Here is a 25,014-nt window from a genome sequence, read left to right as displayed (position 1 = left end):
CGCCTTGCCGAGCAGATAGGCGGCGGTGAGACCGGCAGGACCGGCTCCGATGATCGCGACGTCCACGCTCGGATCTGAGATCATCGCATTCTCCATAAGCTGCAAAATGCCATGGCGTATGCGAGCCTAAGACGTGGTTAACTTACAGGTGTCGACTGCATTGGTGCCGTCCTGAAGGCGCATGACGGTGGCCTGGTTCGTCGTGCGGTTCATCCGCTCGACGCCACCGATGGTTCACGGGTGGTTCGGGTCGAAACGCCGATGCTCCATGTATTGCCCTCGCGGATCAGAGGCGTGGTCGTGCCGCTCCCATGTCATAGCGATCCATACGGATCCCTTCATCCTGACGTTGGGATCACGCTATCAAACCGCAGGATCAAACAGCGGTCCCGGCGCATAATGCGATAGGTGGGGTTCACACATTGGTATAGCGAGCGGCTATATCGGCAATTGACCCACGCCGTATGATCGGCAAGGAGAATGCAATGTTTCGTCCAATTTGCCTCTCGATAATGGCTCTCGGCGTCGCAGGATGCGCCGAAGGTTCGGTCTCTCCTGGAACGTTGCCGCAAGGCGCAACAAGTGGCGTCTATACCACGGCGGACCAGCAAACGGTCGCAGCGTGTATTGCCACGGCCATCGGTAGCACCGCGCAATCCGTCGACGGACGGTTTGTGATCGCATCCGTACGCAATCCCGGTCTGAGCTACAGCGTTGGACCGAATAGTCGTGACGATGTGTATCCAACTCAAGTCGCAGTCATGGGGACTGAGGGCGACATGGACGAGTCCAAGAGCGTTAATGGTTGTGTCGTAGCGCAGGCTAATCCCCGTTGAGGATACGGGGAGCAATCGCCCTTCTGATGCTAGGGACGGGCGCCACCGCTGCTGCGGCGCCGGCGCCGCCAGCATTCGTGTACTGCAAATCCCCCAGTACGAGCCCGCGCGGCTCGGGGCTGATCATATCGGCGATCTTTCGCTCTCGGTCGGATATGGCCTTCGTCAAAACCGCGTTCGTGAACTATCTTCGGACATCCTATGCGCCGTACGGCAATGGGTGGATATTTCCCGAATTAGGACCGACGTGCCTAAGCTTCACCGACCGACGTAAGGCCGAAGTGCAACGTGGCCTGGACATCTCGCGCACGCCCCAGCCTACGCAAACAGTGTATAATGTAACGTTTGAGATTGGGTAGTCGCCGGGTTATTCCCCGGCGACGGCGTTGAGGATTGCACGACCATACGCGGTCTTCTTGAACCGCTCACCGGCCTGGCTTGCCTGGTCGGCGTTGATAAAGCCCTGGTGAAACGCGATCTCTTCTAGGCATGCGACCTGGATGCCTTGCCGGTGCTGGATCGTCCGCACAAATTCGCCGGCTTCAAGCAGACTATCATGCGTGCCGGTATCGAGCCAGGCGTAGCCACGGCCCATCTGTTCGACGAACAGGTCGCCGGCGTCCATGTAGAGCCGATTGAGATCGGTGATTTCGAGTTCGCCGCGTGGTGACGGCTTCAGGTCGCGCGCGAGCTGGACAACGCGGTTGTCGTAGAAATACAGGCCCGTGACCGCGTGGTTCGACTTGGGACGTGCGGGCTTTTCTTCGAGGCTGATCGCCTTACCGCCTTCGCCAAACTCGACCACGCCGTAGCGCTCGGGATCCTCGACGCGGTAGGAGAACACGGTCGCGCCGCTTTTGCGCTCGACCGCGCTCGCCAGCAGATCGGTCAGGTGGGCGCCGAAGAAGATATTGTCGCCGAGCACCAGCGCGACATTGTCGTCGCCGATGAAATCCGCGCCGATCGTAAAGGCCTGGGCGAGACCCTCTGGCTTGGGCTGCTCGGCATAGCCGATGGTGAGACCGAGCGCCAAACCGTCACCGAACAGGCTCTTGTAATTGCCGATATATTCGGGGCTCGAGATAATCAGGATGTCGCGTATGCCGGCGAGCATCAGCACCGAGAGCGGGTAATAGATCATCGGTTTGTCGTAGACCGGCAACAGCTGCTTGTTGACCGCCAGCGTGGCCGGATGGAGGCGCGTGCCCGAACCGCCTGCCAGAATGATGCCCTTCACGCGCGTGTCTCCTTGTTGGGTGCCCCGAGCAGGTCGTCGAGGATATTGCCGAGGGCGGTCTGCCATGCGGGCGGATGGATGCCGTAGTCGCGGGTGATCGCATCATGGCTGAGCAACGAGTTGGCGGGCCGCGTCGCCGGGGTCGGATATTCGGCGGTGGTAATACCCTCCACCTCGGCACTGACGCCGCCGCGTGCCGCGCTTTGCGCAAAAATCTCACGCGCAAAGCCGGCCCAGGTCACCGCGCCGGCGTTGCTGAAATGATAGGTGCCGGTGGGGGCCGCAGGATCGTCGACGAGGCGCATCGTGATCGTCGCGAGTGCCGCCGCGAGATCGGTCGCCGACGTCGGACTGCCGTGCTGGTCGTCGACGACACGCAAGCGCGGGTTGGTCGCGCCGACGCGTAGCATCGTCTTGATGAAATTGTTGCCGTGCGCGCTGACCACCCAGGCAGTGCGGACGATCGCGTGGCGCGCACCCGAGGTCTGCACGGCGAGTTCACCGCCGAGCTTCGACGCGCCGTAGACACCGAGCGGGGCAACCGGATCGGTCACCTCCCACGCGCCGTCGCGCGCGCCGTCAAAGACATAGTCGGTCGAAACCTGGACGATCGGGATACCGGCCTTGGCGCAGGCCTCCGCAAACGCGGCGGGCGCCATCGCATTGACGGCCCAGGCGGTGACGATGTCGCTCTCGGCCTTGTCGACGGCCGTGTAGGCGCCAGCCGAAATAACGGCCGCCCAAGGCTCAGATGCGACCATCGCGCCGATCGCCGCGGTATCGCGCAGGTCGAGCTCGTCGATATCGATCGCGGCGACCGCCCAGCCATCAGGCCATGCGTAGCGCTTGAGTTCGGTTCCAAGCTGGCCGTTACCGCCGGTAACGAGGATCCGTTTCACGTCGCTCATACCGAAAGCCCGCGGCGCTGATCGGCCTTGTGTTCGGCGACAATCGCTTCCCACCATCCCTGGTTGTCGAGATACCAGGCGACCGTCTTCTCGATGCCGGTCTCGAAGGTTTCAGCGGGCTCCCAACCGAGCTCGTCCTTGATGCGGCTTGCATCGATCGCGTAGCGCTTATCGTGACCAGGTCGGTCGGCGACATAGGTAATCTGCGTCGCATAGGACTGGCCATCGGCGCGCGGCCGCAAGCGGTCGAGTATCGCGCAGACGGTGTTCACGACCTCGAGATTCTGCTTCTCGTTGTTCCCGCCGACATTATAGGTCCGACCGGGCTCGCCCTTCTCAAACACCGCGTGCAGTGCGCGGACATGATCCTCGACGAACAGCCAGTCGCGGACCTGGTCGCCCTTGCCGTAGACCGGCAGATCGGCACCGGCGAGCGCCTTGACGATCATCAGCGGGATCAGCTTTTCGGGGAAGTGGTACGGCCCGTAATTGTTCGAGCAGTTGGTGATCAGCACCGGCAGGCCATAGGTGTGGCCCCAGGCGCTGACGAGATGATCCGAACCCGCCTTCGACGCCGAATAGGGCGAGCGCGGGTCGTATGGCGTTTCCTCGGTGAACAGCCCGGTATCGCCGAGCGAGCCATAGACCTCGTCGGTCGAGATATGGTGGAAGCGAAACGCAGCCTTGGCCTCGTCGTCGAGGCCCAGCCAATAGGCTCGCGCTTCGCTCAGCATCGTAAAGGTGCCGACGACGTTGGTCTGGACGAACGCGCCCGGACCGTCGATCGAGCGGTCGACATGGCTTTCGGCTGCGAGATGCGTGACGATTTCGGGCTTGAACTCGGCGATCGCGGCCTTGACGGCGTCGGCGTCGCAGATGTCGCCCTGGACGAAGCGATAGCGGTTCGAACTCGCGACGCGCTCGACCGTCGACAGCGTGCCGGCATAGGTCAGCTTGTCGAAGTTGAGGACCTCATGGTCGGTGTTCTCGATCAGGTGACGGACGAGAGCCGAGCCGATAAAACCGGCCCCGCCGGTGACGAAGATACGCATAGGTCTGTCCTTCAGGCGAGCGGCGCCAGCGGGCGGCCGTCATAGGGAAAGGGGCTGTCGAAGTCGGCAAGGGCTGGCTGCACTGCATCCTTCGCGCTCAGCTCAGGTTTGATATCGATAGGGATTGGCCAATCAATTCCCGCGCTGTCCCAGCGTATACCCCCATCGTGGTCGGGAGCATAGGTATCCGAGCATTTGTACGTCACCTCACAGTTTTCCTCCAGCGTGACGAAGCCGTGCGCGAAGCCGATCGGAATGAACAGCTGGTGTCCGTTGTCGGCGGAAAGTTCTGCGCCGACCCACTGGCCATAGGTCGGCGAATCCTTGCGAACATCGACGGCCACGTCGAAGATACGCCCGCGGACGCAGCGCACCAGCTTGTCTTGACCGCGAGCGGGTGTTTGGAAATGCAGGCCGCGCAGCGTGAACGCGGGCACTGACAAGGAATGGTTATCTTGCACAAAGGCGCAAGTGATGCCGAGCTTTTCGAATGCCGGTATCGAATACACTTCGGTAAACCATCCACGGGCATCGCCGAAGCGCTTGGGGCGGATGAGTTGTACGGGGGAAAGAGCTTCAGTCATTTTCGTGGTGCGTTCCGGTAGTGGGGATATGGGCGAGCCAGCAGCACAGGATCGTGAAAACGGCTCCAAGCAAAGGCGTTCGCAGCGGATAATCCGTCAGGCTCGCAAGCAGCAGGATCAGTATGGCGAATGCTGAAGCACGCTGCAAGGCGCGCCACGGGGTAGGAGGAGGCATGACGATGCTCTGCCAACTGGCCCGGATCCACCAGACGACGAACCCGGCAAGAACCAGCAAAGCGGGTACGCCGCCGGTAATGGCCAGTTCGATCAGATCGTTATGTGCGTTGTTGAAATAGCTCGTCTTGAGCAGGGCATCCGGTTCGTAGCTGGCGTAGACCGCAACAAACGACCCGAAGCCGGTACCAAAGGGTAGCGTCTGCGCGATAATGTGAAGAAGTGTTGGCAGAGCGGCCAGACGGCCTTCCGTCCCCAAGTCATTGTCGACGAAGCGACCGATCGCAACGGCGCGGTCGGCCGTTAGTGCCACTGCCAACAAGACGGAAACGCCGATGACCAGCCCCCCGGCCATCAACCAGCGTTGCCGGGCGGACAATCGGCTTGCGCCCGTCGACGGCTCGACAAGGAATGCCGTGATCAGGCCTAGCAACACGAGGACCAGACCGGCGCGCGACCCAAGGACGAGAACGAATAGGATAATGACGGCCGCCACCGCCAAGCCGATGATGTTTCGCGCTCGTGCCGTCTGATTGCGCGACGTGGGAGATAGCGTCCATGCACGCAGCAGCGGTAGCGCAATGGCCATCAACGCGCCTTGATGATTGCGATTGGCAAGCAGGCCGATCAATTGTCCCCGACCGCTCACCCTGTACCAGTAGAGCGGCGACGTCTCGCCGCCAGCAACCTGCATCACGCCTAGCACCATGCTGACGGCGACGATGCCCAATACCGGCAAAAGCAAAAGGCGGCGTTGACGGTCGGTGAGCGTGCCGAAACCGATCATGACACCGAGCGGGACAAGGAGCGACACCAAACTATTCCACGCACGGTCGGGCGATAGGGCAAGGGGGTGCCAAAGGTCGGTTCCGCCCAGCAACTTAGCCACGGTATCATAGCTTTCGCGACCTCGCAGGCCATACCAGAGCGATGGCGGTAGCGGGATGAGCTGGAGGGCTATCGTCGCGGCAAACAGCGCCAGCAGGAGAGGGAGCGGTTTGACGCTATTCCATTCGACCCGGCTCTTCAGCAGCATGGCGACGATGCACAACACACATACTGGCCGCAAAATGAGCAGCGAGTTGATGTCGGGGCGCGAAGACCCGCCCAGAAATGCCACCACGACGGCCAAGACGGCAAACGCCACGACCGCTACGGAGGGGCGGCCCAGCGCGCCGAGGTTAAACCCGGTGCGATGCCGTCTGTGCGAGCGAGCATGACTTGGAGGCACGTGTCGATCCCGTCTCTTCGATGTGTAAAAGCGGTAATGCATTCGCAGCGTGGCGGAACTCCGGGCTCCTTAGGCACCCAAAGTGTATTCGCCAACGATAATCAAAACGCGTTGCGATGAGTCAAAACGCCAAATGTCTGAATGACCAGCATAAAATCGCGCCAGATAGACCAGGCTTCTAAGTAGGCCAAGTCTGCCTGAAGGCGGTTGATCAGGTCATCGCCGGTTTCAGTGTTGCCGCGAAACCCACGAACCTGCGCAAGGCCGGTAAGTCCCGGTTTTACGGCATGCCGGCTCCAATACTCGGATGCGACTTCCCAGTACAAGGCCTTGCCAGCCAAAGCGCCCGTGGCGTGCGGCCGTGGCCCTACGATGCTCATATCGCCGCGCACCACATTAAAAAGTTGCGGGAGTTCATCCAGGCTCGTTTTACGGATAAACCGCCCAATGCGCGTTACGCGAGCGTCGTTGCGCGTCGTGAGCTTGCTGGCGCTGTGATCAAGTCGATCGGTCCGCATGCTACGAAACTTGAACATGCGAAACAGCCTGTTGCCTTTCCCGATACGCGGCTGAACGAAAAGTGCGGAGCCAGGAGAGTCGAGTTTGATCAGGATCGCAATAACGCAGAGTAGGGGCGCCAAAACGATAAGGGCTGGTACTGCAATCGCCAGATCAAACAACCGCTTGGTCGCACGATCTACGGCGTTGAGTTGTCCTGTCGCGATGAGGGTGGTTGCGACGCCATAGTAGCGTGTCGTGCTGATCGCACCAATCGCATCGAGTTCAGGCGTCAGAACCTCTACATTGACGCCTGCGCCCTTCAGGGCAAGCGACCATGCGGCGCGCCGGTCCGGTTGGCAGGCGACGATGACGCGGTCCGTCTCGTGAATGATCCGGCCGAGATGATCGAGCATGGCAGGATTGTTGATATCGGGGCGGATATTGATCGCGTTGACGTCGATCTTAAAGGCTGTGCATCCTTCCAACGGAGCGAAGTCATCGATCAGGACGATTTCGCTTTCAGGGCTGCCATCGAGCGCCGCGAAGGCGTATTTTGCAAACGCGGTGCGTCCGACAATAAGAAGCGCACAGCTTGTCAGCGTGCCGCCGATCGCGATCGCCCGGGATAGCGCATCGGAGGACTTGATGATGAACGTAACGCTTATCACGATCAGGACGGCGGTGAGCAGGGATAGGCCCGCGCGTCGCGTACTGCGCGATGCGCTGATCACGACCGCCAGACGATACGCCCGCTGCCTGATCGCGCTGAGATAATAGATCGGGATAAGCAGCGGAAGAAATCTCAGCAAGCGTTCGTGATCGATGCTGCCCAGATACAGCCACGCAATGGCTATTGGTCCGGCACTGATCATAAGCAGGTCGAGCAACGCGAGAAAGGTGAGCAGTCTCACTCGGATGCCATGCTTTGTCGCTCCGGACTGAAAGCGCTGCTTCTCGTAGGTTGGCGGTGGAGAATCGAATGAGGTTCGGGGGGGCTGGCTGCTCGGCATGTGGCTCACGCATACAAATTGTTTCATGGTACGCTGGCCGCTCTCGGCAAAATAAAAATCAAGCCGATCTGATGTAGCGGCGCAGCCAGCGCGTAATTGCGACTCTGCATACTCCGCCGTTCAGGTTTAGGCGATAGCAAAACCAGAGTGCTCCGAGCTCGAGCGCAATGACGAAAGCGGCCGGGTTTGGACGTGCGGCCCTGTGCCTGATCGGCCCGGCGAGGGTTGCAACTTGGGTGCGGCGGAGCTAATCCCCCAGAGCCCAACAGGGCCTGCAGCTGGCAAGGTCTCAATGAATAGTAGAGTGTTTTCCTTCGGCGTGCTGATTGTTGCGCTGACAGCTTCCTCCTGTGCCTCACCTCGTTTTGAAGGTCGGCCGGATCTCACCGTCTTTGACAACAAGCCGCTTCCGGAGCCGGTTCGTCAGGACCTGGTGATCCCGTCCCGGCCTTACGTCATTGGCCCATCAGATCAGTTGTCGATCGACGTTTTTGGCATCGACGAACTTAGCAAGAACGTAACGGTCGACCTGACGGGCCAGATTGCGCTGCCGCTTGTAGGCTCGCTGAAGGTGTCTGGAATGACGGCAGACGAACTCACGGCTGACTTGGTATCGCGTCTGCGTCGGGCCTATGTGCGTAAGCCACAGGTAACGGTGAACATCGTCACTGCTGCAAGCCAGGTCATTACCGTCGACGGGTCCGTTACCACGCCGGGAATCTACCCGCTATTGGGTCGGATGTCGCTGATGCGCGCGATCGCGCGTGCGTCCGGCACCTCGGAATTTGCGCGTGAAAACTATGTGGTCGTATTCCGCAATGTGAATAGCAAGCGATATGCTGCGCTGTACGATCTGCGCGCGATCCGTCAGGGCATATATGAGGATCCCGAGATCTTCTCCAACGACGTGATCTATGTCGGTGATGATCCGGCTCGACGCCTATTCCGCGATGTTATAGCTGCTGCGCCGCTGCTTTCCGCGCCGTTGATCTATTTGGTCACTCAGTAAATCGTATCAGAGTTAGACAAAAGCTATGCAGTACGAACGCACTCCGGATGCGATGCGCGACCTTGATGGGCCACTGATTGACGTCGGAGGCGGCGGAAAGTCGAACTTCTCGCTCAGTCACCTTCTTGCGATCCTCAAGAAGCGGAAGTGGCTGATCATCGGATCCGTGGTCGGCGCGCTACTGCTTGGTATCGTCATAACGCTATTGATGACGCCGCAATATACATCTGTTTCCGTTGTTGAAATCCAGAGAGAAACGCGGAATTTCACCAATGTAGACGGGGTGGATTCGCGTTCACCGTCCGCCGTCGATTCCGAATTTTACGAGACGCAGGCCGGGCTGTTGCGGTCCGTCGCGCTTGCGGGAAGTGTAGTGACCGATAGTCGCCTGCAAGACAGCGCGGCATTTTTCACGATGTTCAAATCGAGCAAGGCGAAGAACTGGTTCGACAACGGGAAGCTCGTTCCGCGTGCGTCCACGCGCGATGAGCGGGTTCGCGAGGCAAGCGAGATCTTGCTCGACCACATCAAGATACTCATCCAGCGGCAGTCCAGGCTTGCTACGATCAGCTTCACAAGTCCGGAAGTCGGTTTTTCGAAAAAGATCGTGGATTCGTGGGCTGCACATTTCGTTCAGGCGACGCTCGACCGCCGATATGCCGCTACTGCGTATGCGCGTAAGTTTCTTGAAGACCGGCTGAGCCAGTTGCGCATTCGTATCGATCAGGCCGAACGGCAGCTAGTCGATTACGCGGCTCGCCAGGATATCGTTAACTTGCCGAGCGAAGTCGCCTCGACCCCGGGGTCGGGTGCGGCGCCTGAGCGCTCGCTGGTCGCCGAAAATCTGGTCGCGCTCAACAAGGAACTGGCAACCGCCACGGGCGAACGGATCGAAGCGCAAAGCCGGCTAGGTGCCAAGGGCGGTGACGTTCAGGAGGCGCTGTCGAACAGCGGTATCTCGCAGATGCGTGCCAAGCGGGCCGACTTGTCGTCGGAATATGCCGAAATGATCCAGAAGTTCGATCCGGCTTACCCACCTGCGCAAGCGCTGCGTGCGCAGATAACGACGCTCGATCAATCCATCGGGCGTGAAGAAGGTCGTGTCCGATCCACGCTGCAGGAAACCTATAACGCAGCTCAGGAGCGCGAGACGGCGCTTGCGAGCAAGGTCGACGGCCTGAAATCGAGCCTGTTCGATCTCCGTCGGCGCAGCACGCAATATAACATCCTAATGCGGGACGTTGATACCAATCGCCAACTGTATGACGCGTTGTTGCAGCGTTATAAGGAAATCGGCGTGGCAGGCGGTGTCGGCGCAAACAATATTGCCGTCGTCGATGCGGGCGATCTGCCGGATAAGCCGTCCAGCCCCAAATTGTTGCTCAACCTCGCATTCGCGTTGATCGGTGGGCTGATCGTCGGTGCGTCGCTGGCCTTTGCGCTCGAGCAGCTTGAGGACTCGCTCTCCGACCCGGCCGAAGTGGCAGAACTGTTGCGCGTCCCGCTGATCGGCGTTGTGCCGCAGGTCAGCGAGGAACCGCTGGCAGCGCTGCTGGATGTGAAGTCGCCACTGAGCGAGGCGTATTTCTCGGTGCAGACTTCGCTCGCACTGGCAACGATGAACGGATTCCCGCGCTCGCTCGTCATCACCAGTTCCCGTCCCAACGAGGGCAAGTCGCTGACATCCTTCGGCCTGGCGAAGACGCTGGCGGTGCAAGGCCGTCGCGTGTTGCTGATCGATGCCGACATGCGCTCGCCAAGCGTCCATTATATGTTGGATCTCGAAGCGACACCCGGCCTCAGCAGTCTCCTGACGAACGCGGCTTCGATCCAGGATACCGTGCAGCAGACCAGTATCGCCAATCTTTCGGTTATCGCCGCCGGTCCTACGCCGCCCAGCGCGGCCGAGTTGCTGTCGGGCGGACGTTTCAAGGATATGGTCGTAGCGTTGCTCGAGACATTCGATCATATCGTGATCGACGCGCCACCCGTCATGGGATTTGCCGACTCACCGCTGATCGCCAGCCAGGTCGAAGGCGTCTGTTTTGTCATCGAGGCCCATGGGACGAACAAGTCGAGCGCACGGACGGCAATCTCGCGTCTGCGTGGCGCCGACACGACGATCTTCGGTGCGATCGTGACGAAGTTCAATTCCAAGCGCGCGTTCAGCGGCTACGGCTACGATTATGGCTATGGCTATGGCTATGGCGAAAGCGCGACGAAAGCGAAGCGGTAAGGAGGGGGCGCTCGTCGTGTCGAGAGGGCTTGGTGTTCTTCGGGGCGTCGTCATCCTGGTGGGCGGCGCGGTCGCCCTCTGGGTGTCGATTGGCGTTACCCTCAACCTGACGATCGCGCGATTGCAACCCGCGCCGTCCGCGTCGTGGTGGCCGGTCGGCGTCACGGCCAAGGTGACCCGGGGCCGTGAGCTGCTGACGACCGCCGCCCAGCAGCCTGTAACGGACATCGACCCTGTTCGCGCGAGTTTGCGCGACGCAGCGTTGCGCGAACCCGTGAACACGCAGGCACTCGGCACTCTGGCGGCGCTCGATGAACTTCGGAATAATACGCGCCGGGCGCGGGCGCTCTTTCGCGCTTCGGAAACCGTGTCACGCCGCAATGTGCTCACTCAGTTTTGGCTGATCGAAGATGCCGTTGCTCGTGGCGATGTCGCAGAAGCGATCAAGCACTATAATCGTGCTATGCTCGTATCGTCGGAAGCGCGGATGACGCTTCTCCCGGTATTGGCCCAGGCATCGTCCGATCCAGCCATTCGCAAGGAACTCCTGCCGTTGCTGGCAAAGCGCCCGCTGTGGTGGAAGGACTATCTGCAGCAACTTGGGACGAGCGGGGCAGATCCGACCGCGATGGCGCTCGCACTCGCGGCGACGCGCACCGATATTCGCAACCCCGATGAACGGGGACTCGCGCAGGCGATCCTTCGGAGAATGGTTGCGCTCAAGGACGGCCGCGGCGCGCTGCGTGCCGCGAACCGTTTGGAACGCGTGCCCGGATCGACCCGGTCGATACGTGAGGGTGATTTCGAAACAGCGGACGGCCTGGTTCCGTTTGCGTGGTGGATGCGCGACGAGGACAGCATCCGCGCATTTCGCGATACGGTTCCCGATGGCGGCATGGGCCTGCGGATCGAGACGAGCTCGGGCGCGTCCGGGGGGGTGGCCCAGCAGCTGATCGGTCTCGCCGCCGGCCGTTACATCATGCAGGGTCGCGCCGGCGATGTGTCGACCGACCAGACCGCACGGCCGACGATCAACGTCACTTGCGAGACGGGAAAGCCGCTGTCGCGGTTCTCGCTACCGTCCGCTGGACCGAATGGGCGCAGCTTCCGGTTTGCGTTCGATGTGCCCGCAACCGACTGCGCACTGCAGTGGGTGACGATCGTGACTGCCCCGGCGGTAGATACCAATATGTGGCTCGACAACCTCACCGCCACGCGCTGAGCCCGAGCCGGGAGCAAAGGCCGGGAGCAAGGTCCGGGAGCAGGACGAGCGTGCGTTACCCGAGCATGTCGTCCAGCCATCCTGACAAGCTGTAGCTCCTGAGAAGCGCAGGATCCTGAGGCAGCCAAGGCGAGTCCAAGAACAACGGGTCGATCACCGGCCGATCACGGTCGACATAGGACTGGTTCTGGGGATGATAGAAGTCGGCCTTCGCGATCGAAGGATTGGTCGTGATAAGCTTGCGTGACGCGCCGAGCATCTCAATCGTCCGCATCGTGAAACCGGTCTGAACGTCGCGCTCGATGTCGAGAACGATCTTGGCACGGCCGATGAGCTTCTGCACTTCGTGCTTTGGAATAGGGCTGAAAATAAAATCGCGTTCGTCGGTTCGGCGATATGGCGCGCTCACGACATTCTGAATTCTGTGCAGCATCTGGCTGCGCGCGAACAGGATCTTTCGGAAATCATAGCCGGGTGGCATGGCTCGCGCGATTTTGTCGAGGACCGTAACCCGGTCGCTGTGCGCGGTCCCCAGAAACAGGAGATCGATATCCTGCTCGACGGCGCCGACATCGGCATATTGCTCGATGTAGAATAACGGGCGGTATTTCAGCCGGGGATCGGTCTTGACGTCTTCCAGGTCGAAACTGAAGGCGCGATCGAACAGGTCCACCTTGTCGGCCGACCCCTTCGGCATGTTCCGGTAACTATCCCAGAAATACAATGTGAGCCTGGCTTTCGGAAAAAGCGCGCGCATCCGGCGGACCATGGAAACCGATAGCGCTTCACCCTTTATGACCAGAATGTCGCGGATGTCGTGACGTGCCGCATCGGCGAAGATCTTGGCAAAATATTCGTCGCTGCGGCGCTGGATGACGCGGGGCGACAATCGGACCAGAGCCTTGGTAAGTGTGTCTGACGCGGGGCGATCGTCATACCAGAGCGCCGAACGGCCGCGCGCGGCGAGTGCCTTAACGATTTCCTGCGGATAGCCGAAAAAGTTTGTCGAGATAAGCAACGTGTCCATCGGGCTCTCCTAGCCCGGAATACAAGGCTTCTGGAAGGGGCGGCGTCGTGATCGTGACTTTGACTAACCGGTGGCAAGCGGGCAAGGCGACCGGCGCCCTGCCATCGCGCGCCCAGACCACAGGCGGAACCATTGCCCTCATTCGAATGCCGACCCTGCGTGTCGGATCACCGTTGCGAGCACCTGCGATGAGACAGCTGCTTCGAGCCGTCATTGCGCGTCGCGGGCTAGCGATCGCGGCGGTCGCACAGGCCCTGCAATATGGCTCGGGCCTGCTGCTGCTGCCGCTTGTCGTACGCATGCTGAGCGCACAGGAGGTCGGGCTTTGGTATATCTTCATCGCCGCGCAAGGGTTGTCAGCGGTCGCTGATTTCGGTTTTCAGCCGACTATCGCCCGATACGTGTCGCTTGTCTGGTCCGGGGGATCGAGTTTCGACGACCCGACCGAGGGGAACGTGGGCTCACACGCGCCCAATCTACCGCTGCTTGCCAACCTGATCGTGACCGCACGGCGGCTATATGCCGGCCTGGCGACGGGCCTGTTCCTGCTCCTGGCGGCGGCGGGGGCATTCTACGTCTTGCCGCTCGCGCGAGCGGGCGGACTTGCAACGACGCCCGTATTGATGGCTTGGACCATTTTCTCGACGGCCACGGCGCTTGGCGTCTATTTTCTCTGGATTCCAGCGCTGCTGCTCGGATCGGGGCGGATCGCGCAAAACTACAGCTTTCTGGTGCTCGCGCGCGGAGGGTCCGCCGCGCTCGGGATCGGCGCACTGCTCGCGGGGGGCGGATTGATCGGACTGTCGGCGGCGTTTCTGCTGGCGCAGATCATTGCCCGCATCGGTGGGGCAATGTTCCTCAAGGGACTGCCGCTGAAAAGCGGTACGCGCGACGCGGAACGCTCGCGTGCGCTGCTGCGCGAAATCGCCCCTAACGCCTCCCGTCTCGGCCTCGTCGGCATCGGGGCCTTCCTTGTTACCCGGTTGAGCGTCTTTGTCGTGTCGTCCTTTTATGGCCTGAAGGCTGCCGGCTCGTTTTCGATCAGCCTCCAGATGCTGATGGCCGTAACGACCGTCGCCCAGTTGCCGGCGCAGATCTCGCTCGCCCGGATCGTCGAAGCCCGCGTCGCGCGCGACCGCACGCGCTTACGCCAGCTTGCCCTGCGCGGCGTGGTCGGCTTCTTCGTTATTGCCGTTTCCGGCTCGATCGCGGTGATTGTACTGGCGCCATATCTGCTGGTATTTCTCAAGAGCAGCGTGCCACCGCTGCCATCGGCGACCATGATCCTGCTGGCCGTCACGATGGTGCTGGAGGGTAACCATTCGGTGCACGCGTTTATCATCACGACCGCGAACAAGGTTCCGTTCGTGATACCATCGCTGGTATCCGGCGTGGTGGTGGCGATATTGGCGACCACGAGCTGCTGGCTGGGTCTTGGCGTGATAGGCGTGATCGCCGCTCAAGGGCTGACCCAAGCTGCGTACAACAACTGGAAATGGCCATTGATGGTCTGGAAGGACCTGGCGCCGCCCCGAGACGAGCCGCTTCTAAACGACTCGCCCCGTATCAAGCTGTGACGCTGTAGTTCCCGGACAGGATCAGATCGCCGTCGCGCGGCAGCGCTACGGGGCCTCCATCGGCGGTCAGAAAGGCTATTGCGCCGTTTGCGAAATTTGCGCGGACATTGCGGCCCGCAAAGCTGCTGCCGGAATATTCGAGCGTCACCGTTTCCACGCCATCGGCATCAAACTCGAGCGGCAAGCCTAGGATATAGAGGCTGGCGTTGTTCCCCGCCGCACTGTGCCCCGACCATTCGATGCGAAGGCGGAAATGGACGATGTTGCCCTGACGACGATACCGGCCGAAGGTCTTGCCGCCCCGCGCATAGGTGCCCGGGGTTCGGCCATTGCCGCGCACCTCGGGCACAAAGCTCCCGCCCCGCGCCTTGGTCACCATTCGTCCGGTGGCGTCGTTCATGAATGCGTCGCATTCGATCTCGAATCCGGGGCGATCGCCAAGCGTAAGCTTGCCGGTGTGGGTACCACCTTCGATCCGCACGAGAACAGTCGCATAGCTGTCGGTGCGTGCGCGTGCGCCGATCAGGGCAGGCGTTGGCCCGAGCCACTGGCAGGCGGTGAATTTGAGGATGCTGTATGCGTTGAGATCGAAATAGGCGGCCGTCGGCGTGTTCTCGGTGACGAACTGGGTTGCGGTGCAGACCAGGGCGCGCACCGAGTTGAACGAACTGTAGCTTTGCGACCAGAACACGCTCTTGTGTGTCGGGTTGCCATAGAAATAACCCGCGCTGATCTCGACATGGTTGGTGCAGCCCTTGGCAAATTCGATGCCGTGACCCCAGCAGCCGTCGATCTTGCCGTTCTGCGAGCCGAAGCGCAAAAAACATCCCGACCAGATGCATCCGCGGAGCAGGCTGAGCCCGCCGCCCTGGACCATCGAGATCCCGCATGACGCCGCCTGGCGATCATCAACGCGTACCGTGACCTCGGTCGGATAGGTATCGTTCAGATTGTCCCAGTTGACGTGAACCGGTGCTGTGCCACCGGTAACGATGATATGGCGTATGACATTTTGGGTCGACGGTCCGTCGCCCGCTTTCCAACGGCAATCCCAGGCCATCGCCGCCGTTCCGGCGGTTTCGATCGTGAAATCCGAAAAGGTTACGCCGGTGATGGACCAGGATTGGAGAACCGTGCCGGTCAGGCCGGCGCGTGCGCGCAATATCGTGCCGAGCTTGCTTTGCCCCAGCAGGCCCAGCGGCGATAGCGAACCGGCTGACGTGCTCTGTGAACCGAAGCGGAGGTTTCCGACCAGATAGACGCCGTCCGGCACGTACACGGTGCGTCCGCTGCGCTGCGCCGCATCGAAGGCGGCATTGAACGCCGCGGTGCAATCGATCCTGCCCAGCCGCTGCCGAGCATCCGAAATCTGCTCGGGCGACATAAAGTCCATCACCGACAGCGCATAATCGTCGAGTTTTTCGGCAAAGCTGCGCGTGTGCGCACCCTCGGCCTTCGCCGTGAACATGCCCGCTGCTCCGGGTGTCGGCCGTACCTGTGGTGGCGTCTGTGCAGCGGCTCCCGACAGGGGCAGAGTCAGGAGCAGCCCGCAGCTGGCGCGACGTGTCAGGCCGGGCCGGGCTTCCACGCACAGGGGTTCGGTATCGGGGGTGTCTGTCATCGTTCCTACTCGAATTGGTGGCGGCGACGTCAAACGGGGTGCGTTCCGGACATTCGTGATGAAAGTCGGTCGGTGGGCACCTCGGCCTGCTTGATCGGCTTGAACGCCCACCAGAAATAAAGCGCGGCAGCGATCGCAGGCAGCGCATGGATGCTGAGCGTGTACCATTGCACGATGAATTGCCCGAGCGTGGTATAGATCATGAGCGCGACGGCGGCCTGCAACACGCTCAGTCGTGGCAGCAACGCCTTGAGCTTCTCCAGAATGGCACCATTCGCCATGCCGGAGAGCAGGGGTATCAGGATCACGCCGAGCCAGCCGAAATTGGCATATCCCCATTCCGCCGTCGTCAGGCGCAGGCCACCAGTGACGAGTTCGGAGATATCCCCGCCGACATCGTTGTACGTCAGTGTCCAGACCTGCGGGTTCCAGGCGTAGTTGCTGGGAACGAGGCCGCCGAACACCGTGCGGCCCATCGAGAAATACTCGCCTTGCACGAAGCCGTGGAGCCAGTTGAGCTGGTCCATGATGTCAGGCGCGCCTGCCGCGATGAATTGCGAGAAATCCTCGCCGACGTAACCGCTACGAAGCGCCTGCACCTCCAGGATCTGGCCAAGGACGTAGTAAAAGACGCTGCCGAACGGGAAAATGACGATGACGAGGACGATGTACCATTTGAGCCAGCCACGGTTCTGCGCCGCCAGAATTCCGAGGAAGAATATGACGCCGGTGGCGGTGGCGCCGCGGGCGAGGGATATGAGCAGGACGACGAAGCTGGCGGTGGCCAGCGCGATCAGGAAAGGCGACCGTCGATACCAGCCAATCGTCAGCAACAGCGGGATCGATGCCTGCAGGACCGAGAAGCAGAAACGGAACAGATAGGCGGCGCGATAATAGGGATCGCGGTAGGCGCCTTTGAACTGCTTTGCCGAAAACGGATCGGCCGCGAACATCGGGATAAAGCCCATGATCGCATAGGCCACGCACATGCCAATCACGCACGGCGCGGCCACGATGATGACACGCCGCACCATCGGCGAGGCATTGAGCGACAAGCGCGGTCCTTGTGCAAGCATGTGAAGCCCGCGCTGCTTGGCAAGGAAACTGCCGAACAGGACGCCTACGCACAAGGCGGCGGCGCCTAGAACATTCACCTGGATGAAAAAGTCCACCGTCGAGGCGGGAACGCCATCCCATACGTCGGTGAAGAGACCGGGGATGGCATAGGCGGTAACGCAGAACCCCGCCGAGATATGCGTCGGAATGTTCCAGCGGCTGCGCCACACGAGATAGGGTGCAAGGAGCTGCGCCGACAGCGCAAGCACTGCGATCAAATTCAGCACGTTCGAAACCTACTCATGCACGCCTACTCATACACGCGGTGCGGTCGTGCGCGAGTGCGCGAACCGGAGCGCGTTCTTTTCGATCACGTGCCACGAAACCAACGCGGCGGCAAACGCAAGTCCGCACACGGCGAAGAGACTTGCGATCGGGGCCGCCTTGAACGCGCCAAGTGCAATCAGGACCTGCACGATCGGGAAATGATAGAGATATAGTCCATAGGACAGGTCGCCCGAGCGCTTTGCGCTCCACAGCTGCGGCACCCGGATCGATGCCCAGTAGACGATTAACGTCACGCAGATGGGCGCCAGGACCAAAAAGACCATGCCCTGCGTCAGCGCATAGCCGGCGACGGCACACACGACCATCCACGCAGCAGGTGGAGGGAGGCCATCGCGCGTTCTGTAATACGCAAATGTTCCGCCGGCGAAGAAGGCGAGCTGGCCGGGCAGCTGCTTTGCAAAGCGTGCGGCAAGATCGGAGTTATGCGCATCGGCATAATAGGCGAAGGCGCCGTGCCACAGGATCGAGAACACGAACAATGCCGCAACGACCGGCTTGTAACCAAACCGCCGGCTGGCCCAGACGATGAAGGGCACCAGGCAGTAGAACATCACCTCGAGCTTGATGGTCCACAGCGACCCGTTGACCGCGGGCTCGAAGTTGTTGGTGAAGACGCCGGGCAAGGTGGGCTGACGGAAGTTCGACAGCATCAAATTTGATGCAACGTACGATCGCCAGCGGGGATCGGCAAAATACTGCCCCGGCGACAGCGTCGATATCGCGACGAGGGCAAAAGCCGCGACGAGGATGACGACGATGTACGCCGGTGCGATCCGGAAGATACGCTTCTTGGCATAGCTCACCAAGGACGTGGTATTATCGAAGCTCATCGTCACGAGGAAGCCGCTGACGACGAAGAACGCCTGAACCGCGAAGCCCGACGATACGTAGCGGTACAGCCAGTCCAACTGCGGTGCCTGCGAAAGCAGCGCCACATGGAAAACCACCACCATCGCCGCGAAGATCAGCCGCAGGCCGTCGAAATTGTTTACGCGGAGCCGGCTTTGGACCGGTTGCGGCGCATGCTGCGGGGCATCTACCGATGTGGAGGTCGGCACATCGGACTCAAATATCGTTTTGGTCATGAAAGAAGCAGAGTCCCGTCAGCGAACGCAGGTTTGCGCGGTCGCACAAGTTCGGCGCTGGCACAGCATAGGCAAAAGCCCTTGATTGTACCAGCGCGGCAACGCTTTAGGCCACCTTGCCCGTGCGCAGAAGCTGGCGGTCACTCAATTCCTTCAGCGACTTGTCGAATCCCGAGTCGGCTGCCTCATGCCCGCCGGCCCAGTCCAGAAATGCCTTGAGACCGTCGGCAAACGCCCATTTCGGGGTAAAGCCGGTCAGGGCCTGGATGCGTGAAATGTCGGCGACGTTGTGGCGGATATCGCCCAGGCGGTAGGCACCGGTCACCGCGACAGGGACGTCCGCGCCGTAATAGTCGATCACCGTGCGCGCAACGTCCAGCACGCTGGTCCGCACACCCGCGCCGACGTTGAGTGACATCACTCCATGCACATCGGGAGCGCAAACGGCGGCGGTGGCGTCGATCACGTCGTCGACGAAGACGAAGTCGCGGCTTTCCTCGCCATCCTCGAAGATATTGAGGCCCTTGCCCTGGCGCACCAGGTTCGAGAATACCGCAAGGATGCCGGTATATGGATTGTTCAGGCTCTGTCCCGGCCCATAGACATTCTGATACCGCATGGCGAAGCCATCGACGCCCAGCGTCGCGGCGAACATCAGCACCATCTGCTCCTGGACCTGCTTTGTCAGGCCATAGAAGGACGAAGGGCCATAGGGGGTTGCTTCCGCGGTGGGCTCTACCGTTACGGCGTTGCCACAGGTTGGGCAGACGGGATCGAAGCGGCCCGCGTCCATCGCCTCGACCGTGCGTGCATCTGGGTAAATGCTGCCATGCTCCGCGCAATGATACTGGCCCTCGCCATAGATCGCGCGCGAGGAGGCCACGACGAGCTTGCGCAACGCGGGCGGGCGTTCGTTGACGAGCAGATCAAGAAGGACGGCGGTGCCTTGCAAATTGACGTCGGCATAATGCTCGACCTGGTACATCGACTGGCCCGTGCCGGTCTCGGCGGCAAGGTGGACGATCACCTCTTGTCCAGCGATCGCGGCGCGCATTGCGTCACGGTCGCGCACATCGCCGATGATGCAACGGGCGACGTCTTCCAGCCCGTCGGGAAACGCGCGTCCGGCCCCGTGAATCTGCTCGCTCAAATTGTCGATGACGGTGACCGTGGCATTGCCCTGGTGCAGCTTGTGCGCAAGGCGCGAACCGATGAACCCGGCGCCGCCGGTGATGAGCACGTTCATGATATATTCGACTCCACTTGTAACCAAGTCAACGGCTATCGACCAGGCGCTGGCCGCGGACGATCGGCAATCCGCGCCGTCCTTAGCCAACGCGGGGGGATACGGCCATAGCCATGGCGTACCACGGGTGTCCGACGGTAATGGATAAAGCACGCTTTACCCGCGAGCGGAGAGCACCTTTACCAGTTTGCGCGCGACCGTAGCGGGCTCATAGGTAGCGCGGATCTCGGCGATCGCGGCGGAAGATGGGCGATTGCCGGATGCGAGCGCTGCTTCGATGGCATCCGCCCATACTGCCGGGTCGCGAGGCTGATCGATCACCCCCGCGTGCCCCAATGTGACTTCAGGCAAGGCATACGCGTTGCTCACTAGGGTCGGTATGCCCAGACCCAGCGCCTCCACGGCCGGCATGCCGAACCCCTCGTACAGCGAGGGCAGAACGAATAGTTGGGCATGCGCATACAACAGCCCCAGATCGGCATCGCTGACGAAACCGGTCAGATGGACCCGGTCGATAATTGCCGGCGTCGATGCTGCCCGGACAAAATCCCGATTGGCCGCCGAGGACGATCCCACAAGGTAGAGCTGCAGCGACGGATCCCGCTGCGCCACGTTGGCAAAGGCGGCGAGCAGCGTGGGCACGTTTTTGTGGGGGAACTGATGGCATACCGATAATATGTACCGCTTCCCGACCATTTGGCGGGTCTCGGCGCTCGGCTTGCCGGTGCCGCCCTGCAAGCGCACGAAATCGATCGCGTTGGGTACGACGTCGCAGCGGGCCGCGATCGCCTCCCCGAAATATTCGCGCACGAGCGAGAGCTCGGATTGGGAGATCAGGATGATCGCATCGGCCGAACGGAGCATCCGCGGCAGATAGAAATCAAGCCAGGCGCGCCGCTTCGGCGAATGATATTCAGGATAACGCTTATACTGGATATCGTGCAGGATCACGCAGTTCCTGCCCCGGCGGCCGACGAGCGCGGGCGGGCAGAAATAATTGGGAAAGATCGCCCACTTGTCGCCACGACGCCGGTTCTGGAACAGCGCTTCTTCGATGAAACGCATGCTTTTCGGTCCGGGCAGTCCGCCGCCTCGACGCATCGATATACCAGGGACGCCTCTCGTCCAGTCCAGGAAATCGGGCGAAAGATCAGCGTCACGACCGTAATTCAGCACCAGCGGCACGTCGGCCGCGGCTAGGCCGCGTATCAGGTTGTAGATCGCGAATTCGGTCCCGCCGATTTGGCCATGGCGTATCGCATAAAGGGGAATTTCGATTGGCAATGTCATCGATTGGCGAGGTATCGCGAAAAGCAAGTCATGGCGAGGGCGGTCGCGGCACCTTTTTATCCATGAGCGATAGACCGTCGGATCGGGGCGGCGGGGCGCCAGCGAGGCGGCGCTAGCCCGGTGCTTCCTTTTGCACTGGCTTCTCCGCTACGGGAGCGCAGCGGCACAGAAGGTGCCATGGAAAGGCTGCCCATGAACGTTATCGTTACCGTCACCTTCAACGCGCTCAACGACGACATTCTCGAGCCATTTCTGGACTCCATCGAAGCGCAACGCAATCGCGATTTCATCCTGCTCATCGTGGATAACGCCTCGACCGATGGAACGGCGGATTATTTGCGTCAGCTTGACCGACCCAACACGCACGTCATTCTGAATGATGAGAATGTTGGATTTGCGAAAGGCTGCAATCAGGGGCTAGCTTTCGCGCGCAGTCACGGTGCCACCCATATTACCTTCATCAACAACGATACCGAGTTTAATGACAGCCTCATGCATGCGATGGTTGTCTCGTTGGAGGAGCAAAAGGCGGACGCCCTCGTGCCGCTCATCACATATTATTCGCAGCCCGACCGGATATGGTTTGTGACTGGTTCTTTTAGGTTGGCACGGGGCATCATACCGTTTCACGACCACATCGGTCGCCTGCGCCGTGAAGTGCCGATGAAAGCGATCGAAGACACCAAATTCGCATCGGGGTGCTGCATCACATTCAACATCGATTCATTCGAGGCGATGAATGGCTTTGACGAGCGCCACTTTGTGTATTGGGAAGACGCCGAGCTTTGTATGAAGATGGCGGCGGCCGGTCAGCGAATTGTTGTTGATACGCGATTGGAGTGCCGGCACAAGGTTTCGGTTTCGACCGGCGGGTCATTCAGCGCTTTCTCGATTTATCACTTTACACGTGGTCACATGATCTTCGTGCGCGATCACTTCGGTAAGGTCATTACCGCACTGGTGATATGTGTTTCCCTTGCCAAAGCGGTATTGAACGTAATTCGGGGAAGGATGAAGATTCGGGGTCTTAAAAGCTGGTATCGAGGAATTGTCTCGGGCTTGCATGGTTGACGAAAACGTGAAGAATTGCGTTGCCGAATGAGGCGCATGATGAAGTACAAACGCTGCATTGGGCATGATGCTCAGGATCAGCCAGGTTGTCGTGATCGATCTGGTTGAGGAGTCGCTTTGTACGATAATGTTTCGGTTTACCGCGCCTTGAAACGCGAATTTAGCCGACGCTTGGGCGATGGGTGAATTGACGATAGGCCGACTGAAAGTCGGTGGATCCGGCTTCGCCTCCACGTTCCGATGAAAGCCAGCATGCGGTCGATCCATGGCTGACCCTGTCCGCCGATCGACCGGTGGCGCAAAACCATCTGATTGTCCGCAAACGGGGCGTTACCCTCGTCACACCCGACAAAACCATCAGGAAACAGCCATGAGCAAGCATGATGAACGGCATCTGGTTTCGCGCACCGGCTGGTTGCGCGCGGCTGTGCTCGGTGCAAACGACGGCATCGTCTCGACCGCCAGCCTGATCGCCGGCGTTGCGGCTTCGGGGGCGAGTACCGGTACGGTGCTGGTCGCGGGTTCGGCGGCGATGGTCGCCGGCGCGATGTCGATGGCGGCGGGCGAATATGTCTCGGTGAGTTCGCAGGCGGACAGCGAGGCCGCCGACCTGACGCGCGAGCATGCCGAACTCGCGAGCGATTGGGCGCACGAGCATGACGAACTCGCGCAGATCTATGTGGCGCGCGGTCTCGACGCGACACTGGCGCGTCAGGTTGCCGGGCAGTTGATGGCGCATGATGCACTCGGGGCGCATGCCCGCGACGAGCTCGGCATCTCCGAGATCGTCCTCGCGCGCCCGGTACAGGCCGCGTTCGCATCGGCGGTCAGCTTCGTTGCCGGTGCGGTTGTCCCGCTCCTGGTCGCCGCACTGGCGCCGGCGCCGCAGCGGTTGGCTGTCGTGATCGGCGCGACGCTGGTCTGTCTTGCCATCCTCGGGATCGTCGGCGCGAGGGTTGGAGGCGCGCGTCCGTTTCGCCCTGCCGTCCGCGTGTTGCTCTGGGGGGCGGCGGCGATGGCGGCGACCGCCGGGATCGGCCACCTCGTCGGCACTGCGGTATGAGTATGGCCGTACCCGGGCGCAGCATAGCTCGGAGAATGCGACACAAGCCCAGACGATCCGCCGTGCGCGCGCTTAGTCTTCCCATCGCGTACCGTCGGCCTCGGCGATCTGCGGCATCGTCATCGCGCTCTGCAACCGCACTAGGCCACGTCAACGGCTTGAACAGGCGCGGGATGGCATCGACAAGGATGCTATGGTCAGCATGTGGTGGCCGTTGCGGACGGACCGCGTGCCGGTGCGTTTCGTCACGCCTTGCGCCGCCGTGTAGGCGCGCGAAAGTCGGGCGGCTTGCCAGCGATCCAGCGAAGATATTGCCGGATATCCTCGCGTTCGCGCAGCTGGTCCATCGTCGCATAGGACGAAGCCAACGCGTGGTTCGCGACAAAGGCATGGATGGTGCGATGGCAGATCGGATGTACCGGCACGGTCGTCGTGCCGCCCTCGCTCTTGGGAACACTATGATGTCGCTCTACGCGTTGCCCAAGACGCCGCCCGCATAAGGCGCAGCACGGATCGTCCTGCTCTGGTGCCGCTCTTGCGGCAGCCGCCGCCAGCCCAGCTATCCGTTTCACGCGACCGCCCATGCGCACCATATGCGCATTCCGCGGGCATTTTCGAGTCGTGTCGGTGCGGGACGCTCCGGGATGGGCTTGATGCGACGCGCATGACGGGGAACAATCGCGCCGTCCATCCGCTGGCCGATCTTCAAGGATCCTCAATGTCCGATCGCTTTACCGTCCTGCTGCAATATGCCCTGCCGAAACAGCGGCTGACCCGTCTGGCGGGTCGTATCGCGCGGGCGCGGGGCGGTGCGATGACCACCCGGCTGATCCGCTGGTTCGTCGTGCGCTACGGCGTCGATATGAGCGAAGCCGACAATCCGGACATCGCCAGCTACGCCAGCTTCAACGACTTCTTCTCGCGGCCGCTGCGGCCGGGCGCTCGGCCGCTGGCGGATGCCGATTTCATTTGTCCGGTGGATGGCGCGATCAGTCAGGTCGGTGCGATCGACGACCATCATATCGTGCAGGCCAAGGGGCACCGGTTCACCACCACCGAACTGATCGGCGGTGACGGCACACTGGCCGCGGAGTTCCGTCATGGCAGTTTCGCAAATCTTTATCTGTCGCCGCGGGACTATCACCGTCTCCATATGCCGTGCGCCGGCCGGTTGACGGGGATGCGCTACATTCCCGGCAGCCTGTTCTCGGTGAACCCCGTCACGGCGCGCGGAGTGCCCAATCTGTTCGCGCGCAACGAACGCCTTGTGTGCGTCTTCGAGAGTGCGGAGCACGGCACATTCGTCATGGTGCTCATCGGCGCGACCATCGTCGGCAGCATCGCGACCGCATGGCACGGCGTCGTGAATGCGAAACGTACCGGCACGCTGAGGGAATGGCACTATGCCGATCATAACGTCGTGCTCAAACAGGGCGAAGAAATGGGGCGCTTCCTGCTTGGCTCGACGATCGTGATGCTGTTCCGGCAGGGCGCGATCGCGTTTGACGAAAACTGGGGGCCGGCGCGGCCGGTGCGGCTCGGCGAACGCATGGGCGATCGTCCGGTTTGATCGCCGGGACCTAAACGCCCGATCGGGCCGGAGCATGGCGGCAAGCGTATGCGTGCGCGG

The 25,014-nt window shown here is 61.2% G+C and carries 21 protein-coding genes; 7 read left to right on the top strand and 14 right to left on the bottom strand.

Going from position 1 to position 25,014, the window contains the following annotated elements; all coding sequences use genetic code 11:
• From ASE88_RS19670 to ASE88_RS19665, 7 genes are all read right to left on the bottom strand, one after another.
• Positions 1–96: FAD-dependent monooxygenase (locus ASE88_RS19670; RefSeq protein WP_235528004.1), on the bottom strand; the 96-nt coding region annotated here is incomplete at its 3' end.
• Positions 97–1,203: 1,107 nt separating this feature from the next.
• Entirely contained in the window at positions 1,204–2,073 is an 870-nt protein-coding gene (rfbA, locus tag ASE88_RS17555) for a glucose-1-phosphate thymidylyltransferase RfbA (RefSeq protein ID WP_056480345.1), read from the bottom strand.
• On the bottom strand, positions 2,070–2,981 hold the full coding sequence (gene rfbD, locus ASE88_RS17550) for a dTDP-4-dehydrorhamnose reductase (protein WP_235527996.1): 912 nt from the start codon (positions 2,979–2,981) through the stop codon (positions 2,070–2,072). The genes rfbA and rfbD overlap by 4 nt, the downstream gene beginning before the upstream one ends.
• Positions 2,978–4,033, bottom strand: a complete 1,056-nt coding sequence (gene rfbB, locus ASE88_RS17545) for a dTDP-glucose 4,6-dehydratase (RefSeq protein WP_055881824.1) — start codon at positions 4,031–4,033, stop codon at positions 2,978–2,980. The genes rfbD and rfbB overlap by 4 nt, the downstream gene beginning before the upstream one ends.
• Before the next feature lie 11 nt (positions 4,034–4,044).
• Positions 4,045–4,617: a dTDP-4-dehydrorhamnose 3,5-epimerase gene (rfbC, locus tag ASE88_RS17540; protein ID WP_055881821.1), complete on the bottom strand. Its 573-nt coding sequence runs from the start codon at positions 4,615–4,617 to the stop codon at positions 4,045–4,047.
• Positions 4,610–5,938 carry an O-antigen ligase family protein gene (locus tag ASE88_RS17535; protein WP_056480341.1) on the bottom strand — a complete coding sequence of 443 codons (1,329 nt, stop codon included), beginning with the start codon at positions 5,936–5,938 and terminating at the stop codon, positions 4,610–4,612. The genes rfbC and ASE88_RS17535 overlap by 8 nt, the downstream gene beginning before the upstream one ends.
• Before the next feature lie 185 nt (positions 5,939–6,123).
• Positions 6,124–7,434, bottom strand: coding sequence for an exopolysaccharide biosynthesis polyprenyl glycosylphosphotransferase (locus ASE88_RS19665; protein ID WP_055881815.1), 1,311 nt, complete (start codon positions 7,432–7,434; stop codon positions 6,124–6,126).
• Between the two features lie 403 nt (positions 7,435–7,837).
• On the opposite strand from ASE88_RS19665, the gene ASE88_RS17525 reads away from it, so the two are divergent.
• Genes ASE88_RS17525 through ASE88_RS17515 form a run of 3 tightly spaced genes read left to right on the top strand, consistent with a single transcriptional unit; the run spans position 7,838 to position 12,000 of the window.
• Entirely contained in the window at positions 7,838–8,542 is a 705-nt protein-coding gene (locus tag ASE88_RS17525) for a polysaccharide biosynthesis/export family protein (RefSeq protein WP_235525918.1), read from the top strand.
• Positions 8,543–8,567: 25 nt separating this feature from the next.
• Entirely contained in the window at positions 8,568–10,778 is a 2,211-nt protein-coding gene (locus tag ASE88_RS17520; RefSeq protein WP_056480338.1) for a GumC family protein, read from the top strand.
• A 16-nt stretch (positions 10,779–10,794) separates the two neighbouring features.
• Complete coding sequence (locus ASE88_RS17515; RefSeq protein ID WP_156357084.1) at positions 10,795–12,000, top strand: hypothetical protein; 1,206 nt, start codon at positions 10,795–10,797, stop codon at positions 11,998–12,000.
• Between the two features lie 55 nt (positions 12,001–12,055).
• Here the strand turns inward: ASE88_RS17515 and ASE88_RS17510 are convergent, their stop codons facing one another.
• Positions 12,056–12,889: a hypothetical protein gene (locus ASE88_RS17510; RefSeq protein WP_156357083.1), complete on the bottom strand. Its 834-nt coding sequence runs from the start codon at positions 12,887–12,889 to the stop codon at positions 12,056–12,058.
• 185 nt (positions 12,890–13,074) lie between these two features.
• On the opposite strand from ASE88_RS17510, the gene wzx reads away from it, so the two are divergent.
• Positions 13,075–14,604, top strand: a complete 1,530-nt coding sequence (gene wzx / locus ASE88_RS17505; RefSeq protein ID WP_156357082.1) for an O-unit flippase-like protein — start codon at positions 13,075–13,077, stop codon at positions 14,602–14,604.
• On the opposite strand, the gene ASE88_RS17500 is transcribed toward wzx, so the two are convergent.
• From ASE88_RS17500 to ASE88_RS17480, 5 genes are all read right to left on the bottom strand, one after another.
• The gene (locus ASE88_RS17500) at positions 14,594–16,336 is read right to left on the bottom strand and encodes a glycosyl hydrolase family 28-related protein (RefSeq protein ID WP_162233432.1); all 1,743 of its coding nucleotides are present in this window, start codon (positions 16,334–16,336) and stop codon (positions 14,594–14,596) included. The genes wzx and ASE88_RS17500 overlap by 11 nt on opposite strands.
• A complete protein-coding gene (locus ASE88_RS19145; protein ID WP_055881791.1) occupies positions 16,255–17,568 on the bottom strand; it encodes a hypothetical protein in 1,314 nt (437 codons plus the stop codon). The genes ASE88_RS17500 and ASE88_RS19145 overlap by 82 nt, the downstream gene beginning before the upstream one ends.
• 27 nt (positions 17,569–17,595) lie before the next feature.
• Entirely contained in the window at positions 17,596–18,687 is a 1,092-nt protein-coding gene (locus ASE88_RS17490; RefSeq protein ID WP_162233431.1) for an acyltransferase family protein, read from the bottom strand.
• Positions 18,688–18,820: 133 nt separating this feature from the next.
• The gene (locus tag ASE88_RS17485; RefSeq protein ID WP_055881786.1) at positions 18,821–19,960 is read right to left on the bottom strand and encodes an NAD-dependent epimerase/dehydratase family protein; all 1,140 of its coding nucleotides are present in this window, start codon (positions 19,958–19,960) and stop codon (positions 18,821–18,823) included.
• 156 nt (positions 19,961–20,116) lie between these two features.
• Entirely contained in the window at positions 20,117–21,250 is a 1,134-nt protein-coding gene (locus tag ASE88_RS17480) for a glycosyltransferase family 4 protein (RefSeq protein ID WP_056480323.1), read from the bottom strand.
• A gap of 192 nt (positions 21,251–21,442) precedes the next feature.
• On the opposite strand from ASE88_RS17480, the gene ASE88_RS17475 reads away from it, so the two are divergent.
• Complete coding sequence (locus ASE88_RS17475) at positions 21,443–22,321, top strand: glycosyltransferase family 2 protein (RefSeq protein WP_162233430.1); 879 nt, start codon at positions 21,443–21,445, stop codon at positions 22,319–22,321.
• A 370-nt stretch (positions 22,322–22,691) separates the two neighbouring features.
• The gene (locus ASE88_RS17470) at positions 22,692–23,384 is read left to right on the top strand and encodes a VIT family protein (RefSeq protein WP_055881776.1); all 693 of its coding nucleotides are present in this window, start codon (positions 22,692–22,694) and stop codon (positions 23,382–23,384) included.
• Between the two features lie 245 nt (positions 23,385–23,629).
• On the opposite strand, the gene ASE88_RS17465 is transcribed toward ASE88_RS17470, so the two are convergent.
• Complete coding sequence (locus ASE88_RS17465; RefSeq protein ID WP_055882407.1) at positions 23,630–23,947, bottom strand: HNH endonuclease; 318 nt, start codon at positions 23,945–23,947, stop codon at positions 23,630–23,632.
• Between the two features lie 155 nt (positions 23,948–24,102).
• Between ASE88_RS17465 and asd the strand changes: the two genes are divergently transcribed.
• Positions 24,103–24,954 carry an archaetidylserine decarboxylase gene (gene asd / locus ASE88_RS17460; RefSeq protein WP_056480319.1) on the top strand — a complete coding sequence of 284 codons (852 nt, stop codon included), beginning with the start codon at positions 24,103–24,105 and terminating at the stop codon, positions 24,952–24,954.
• The last annotated feature ends 60 nt before the right edge of the window (positions 24,955–25,014 follow it).

The organism is Sphingomonas sp. Leaf38 (assembly GCF_001421825.1).
GTDB lineage: Bacteria > Pseudomonadota > Alphaproteobacteria > Sphingomonadales > Sphingomonadaceae > Sphingomonas.
This window is presented reverse-complemented; position numbering and strand designations above follow the sequence as displayed.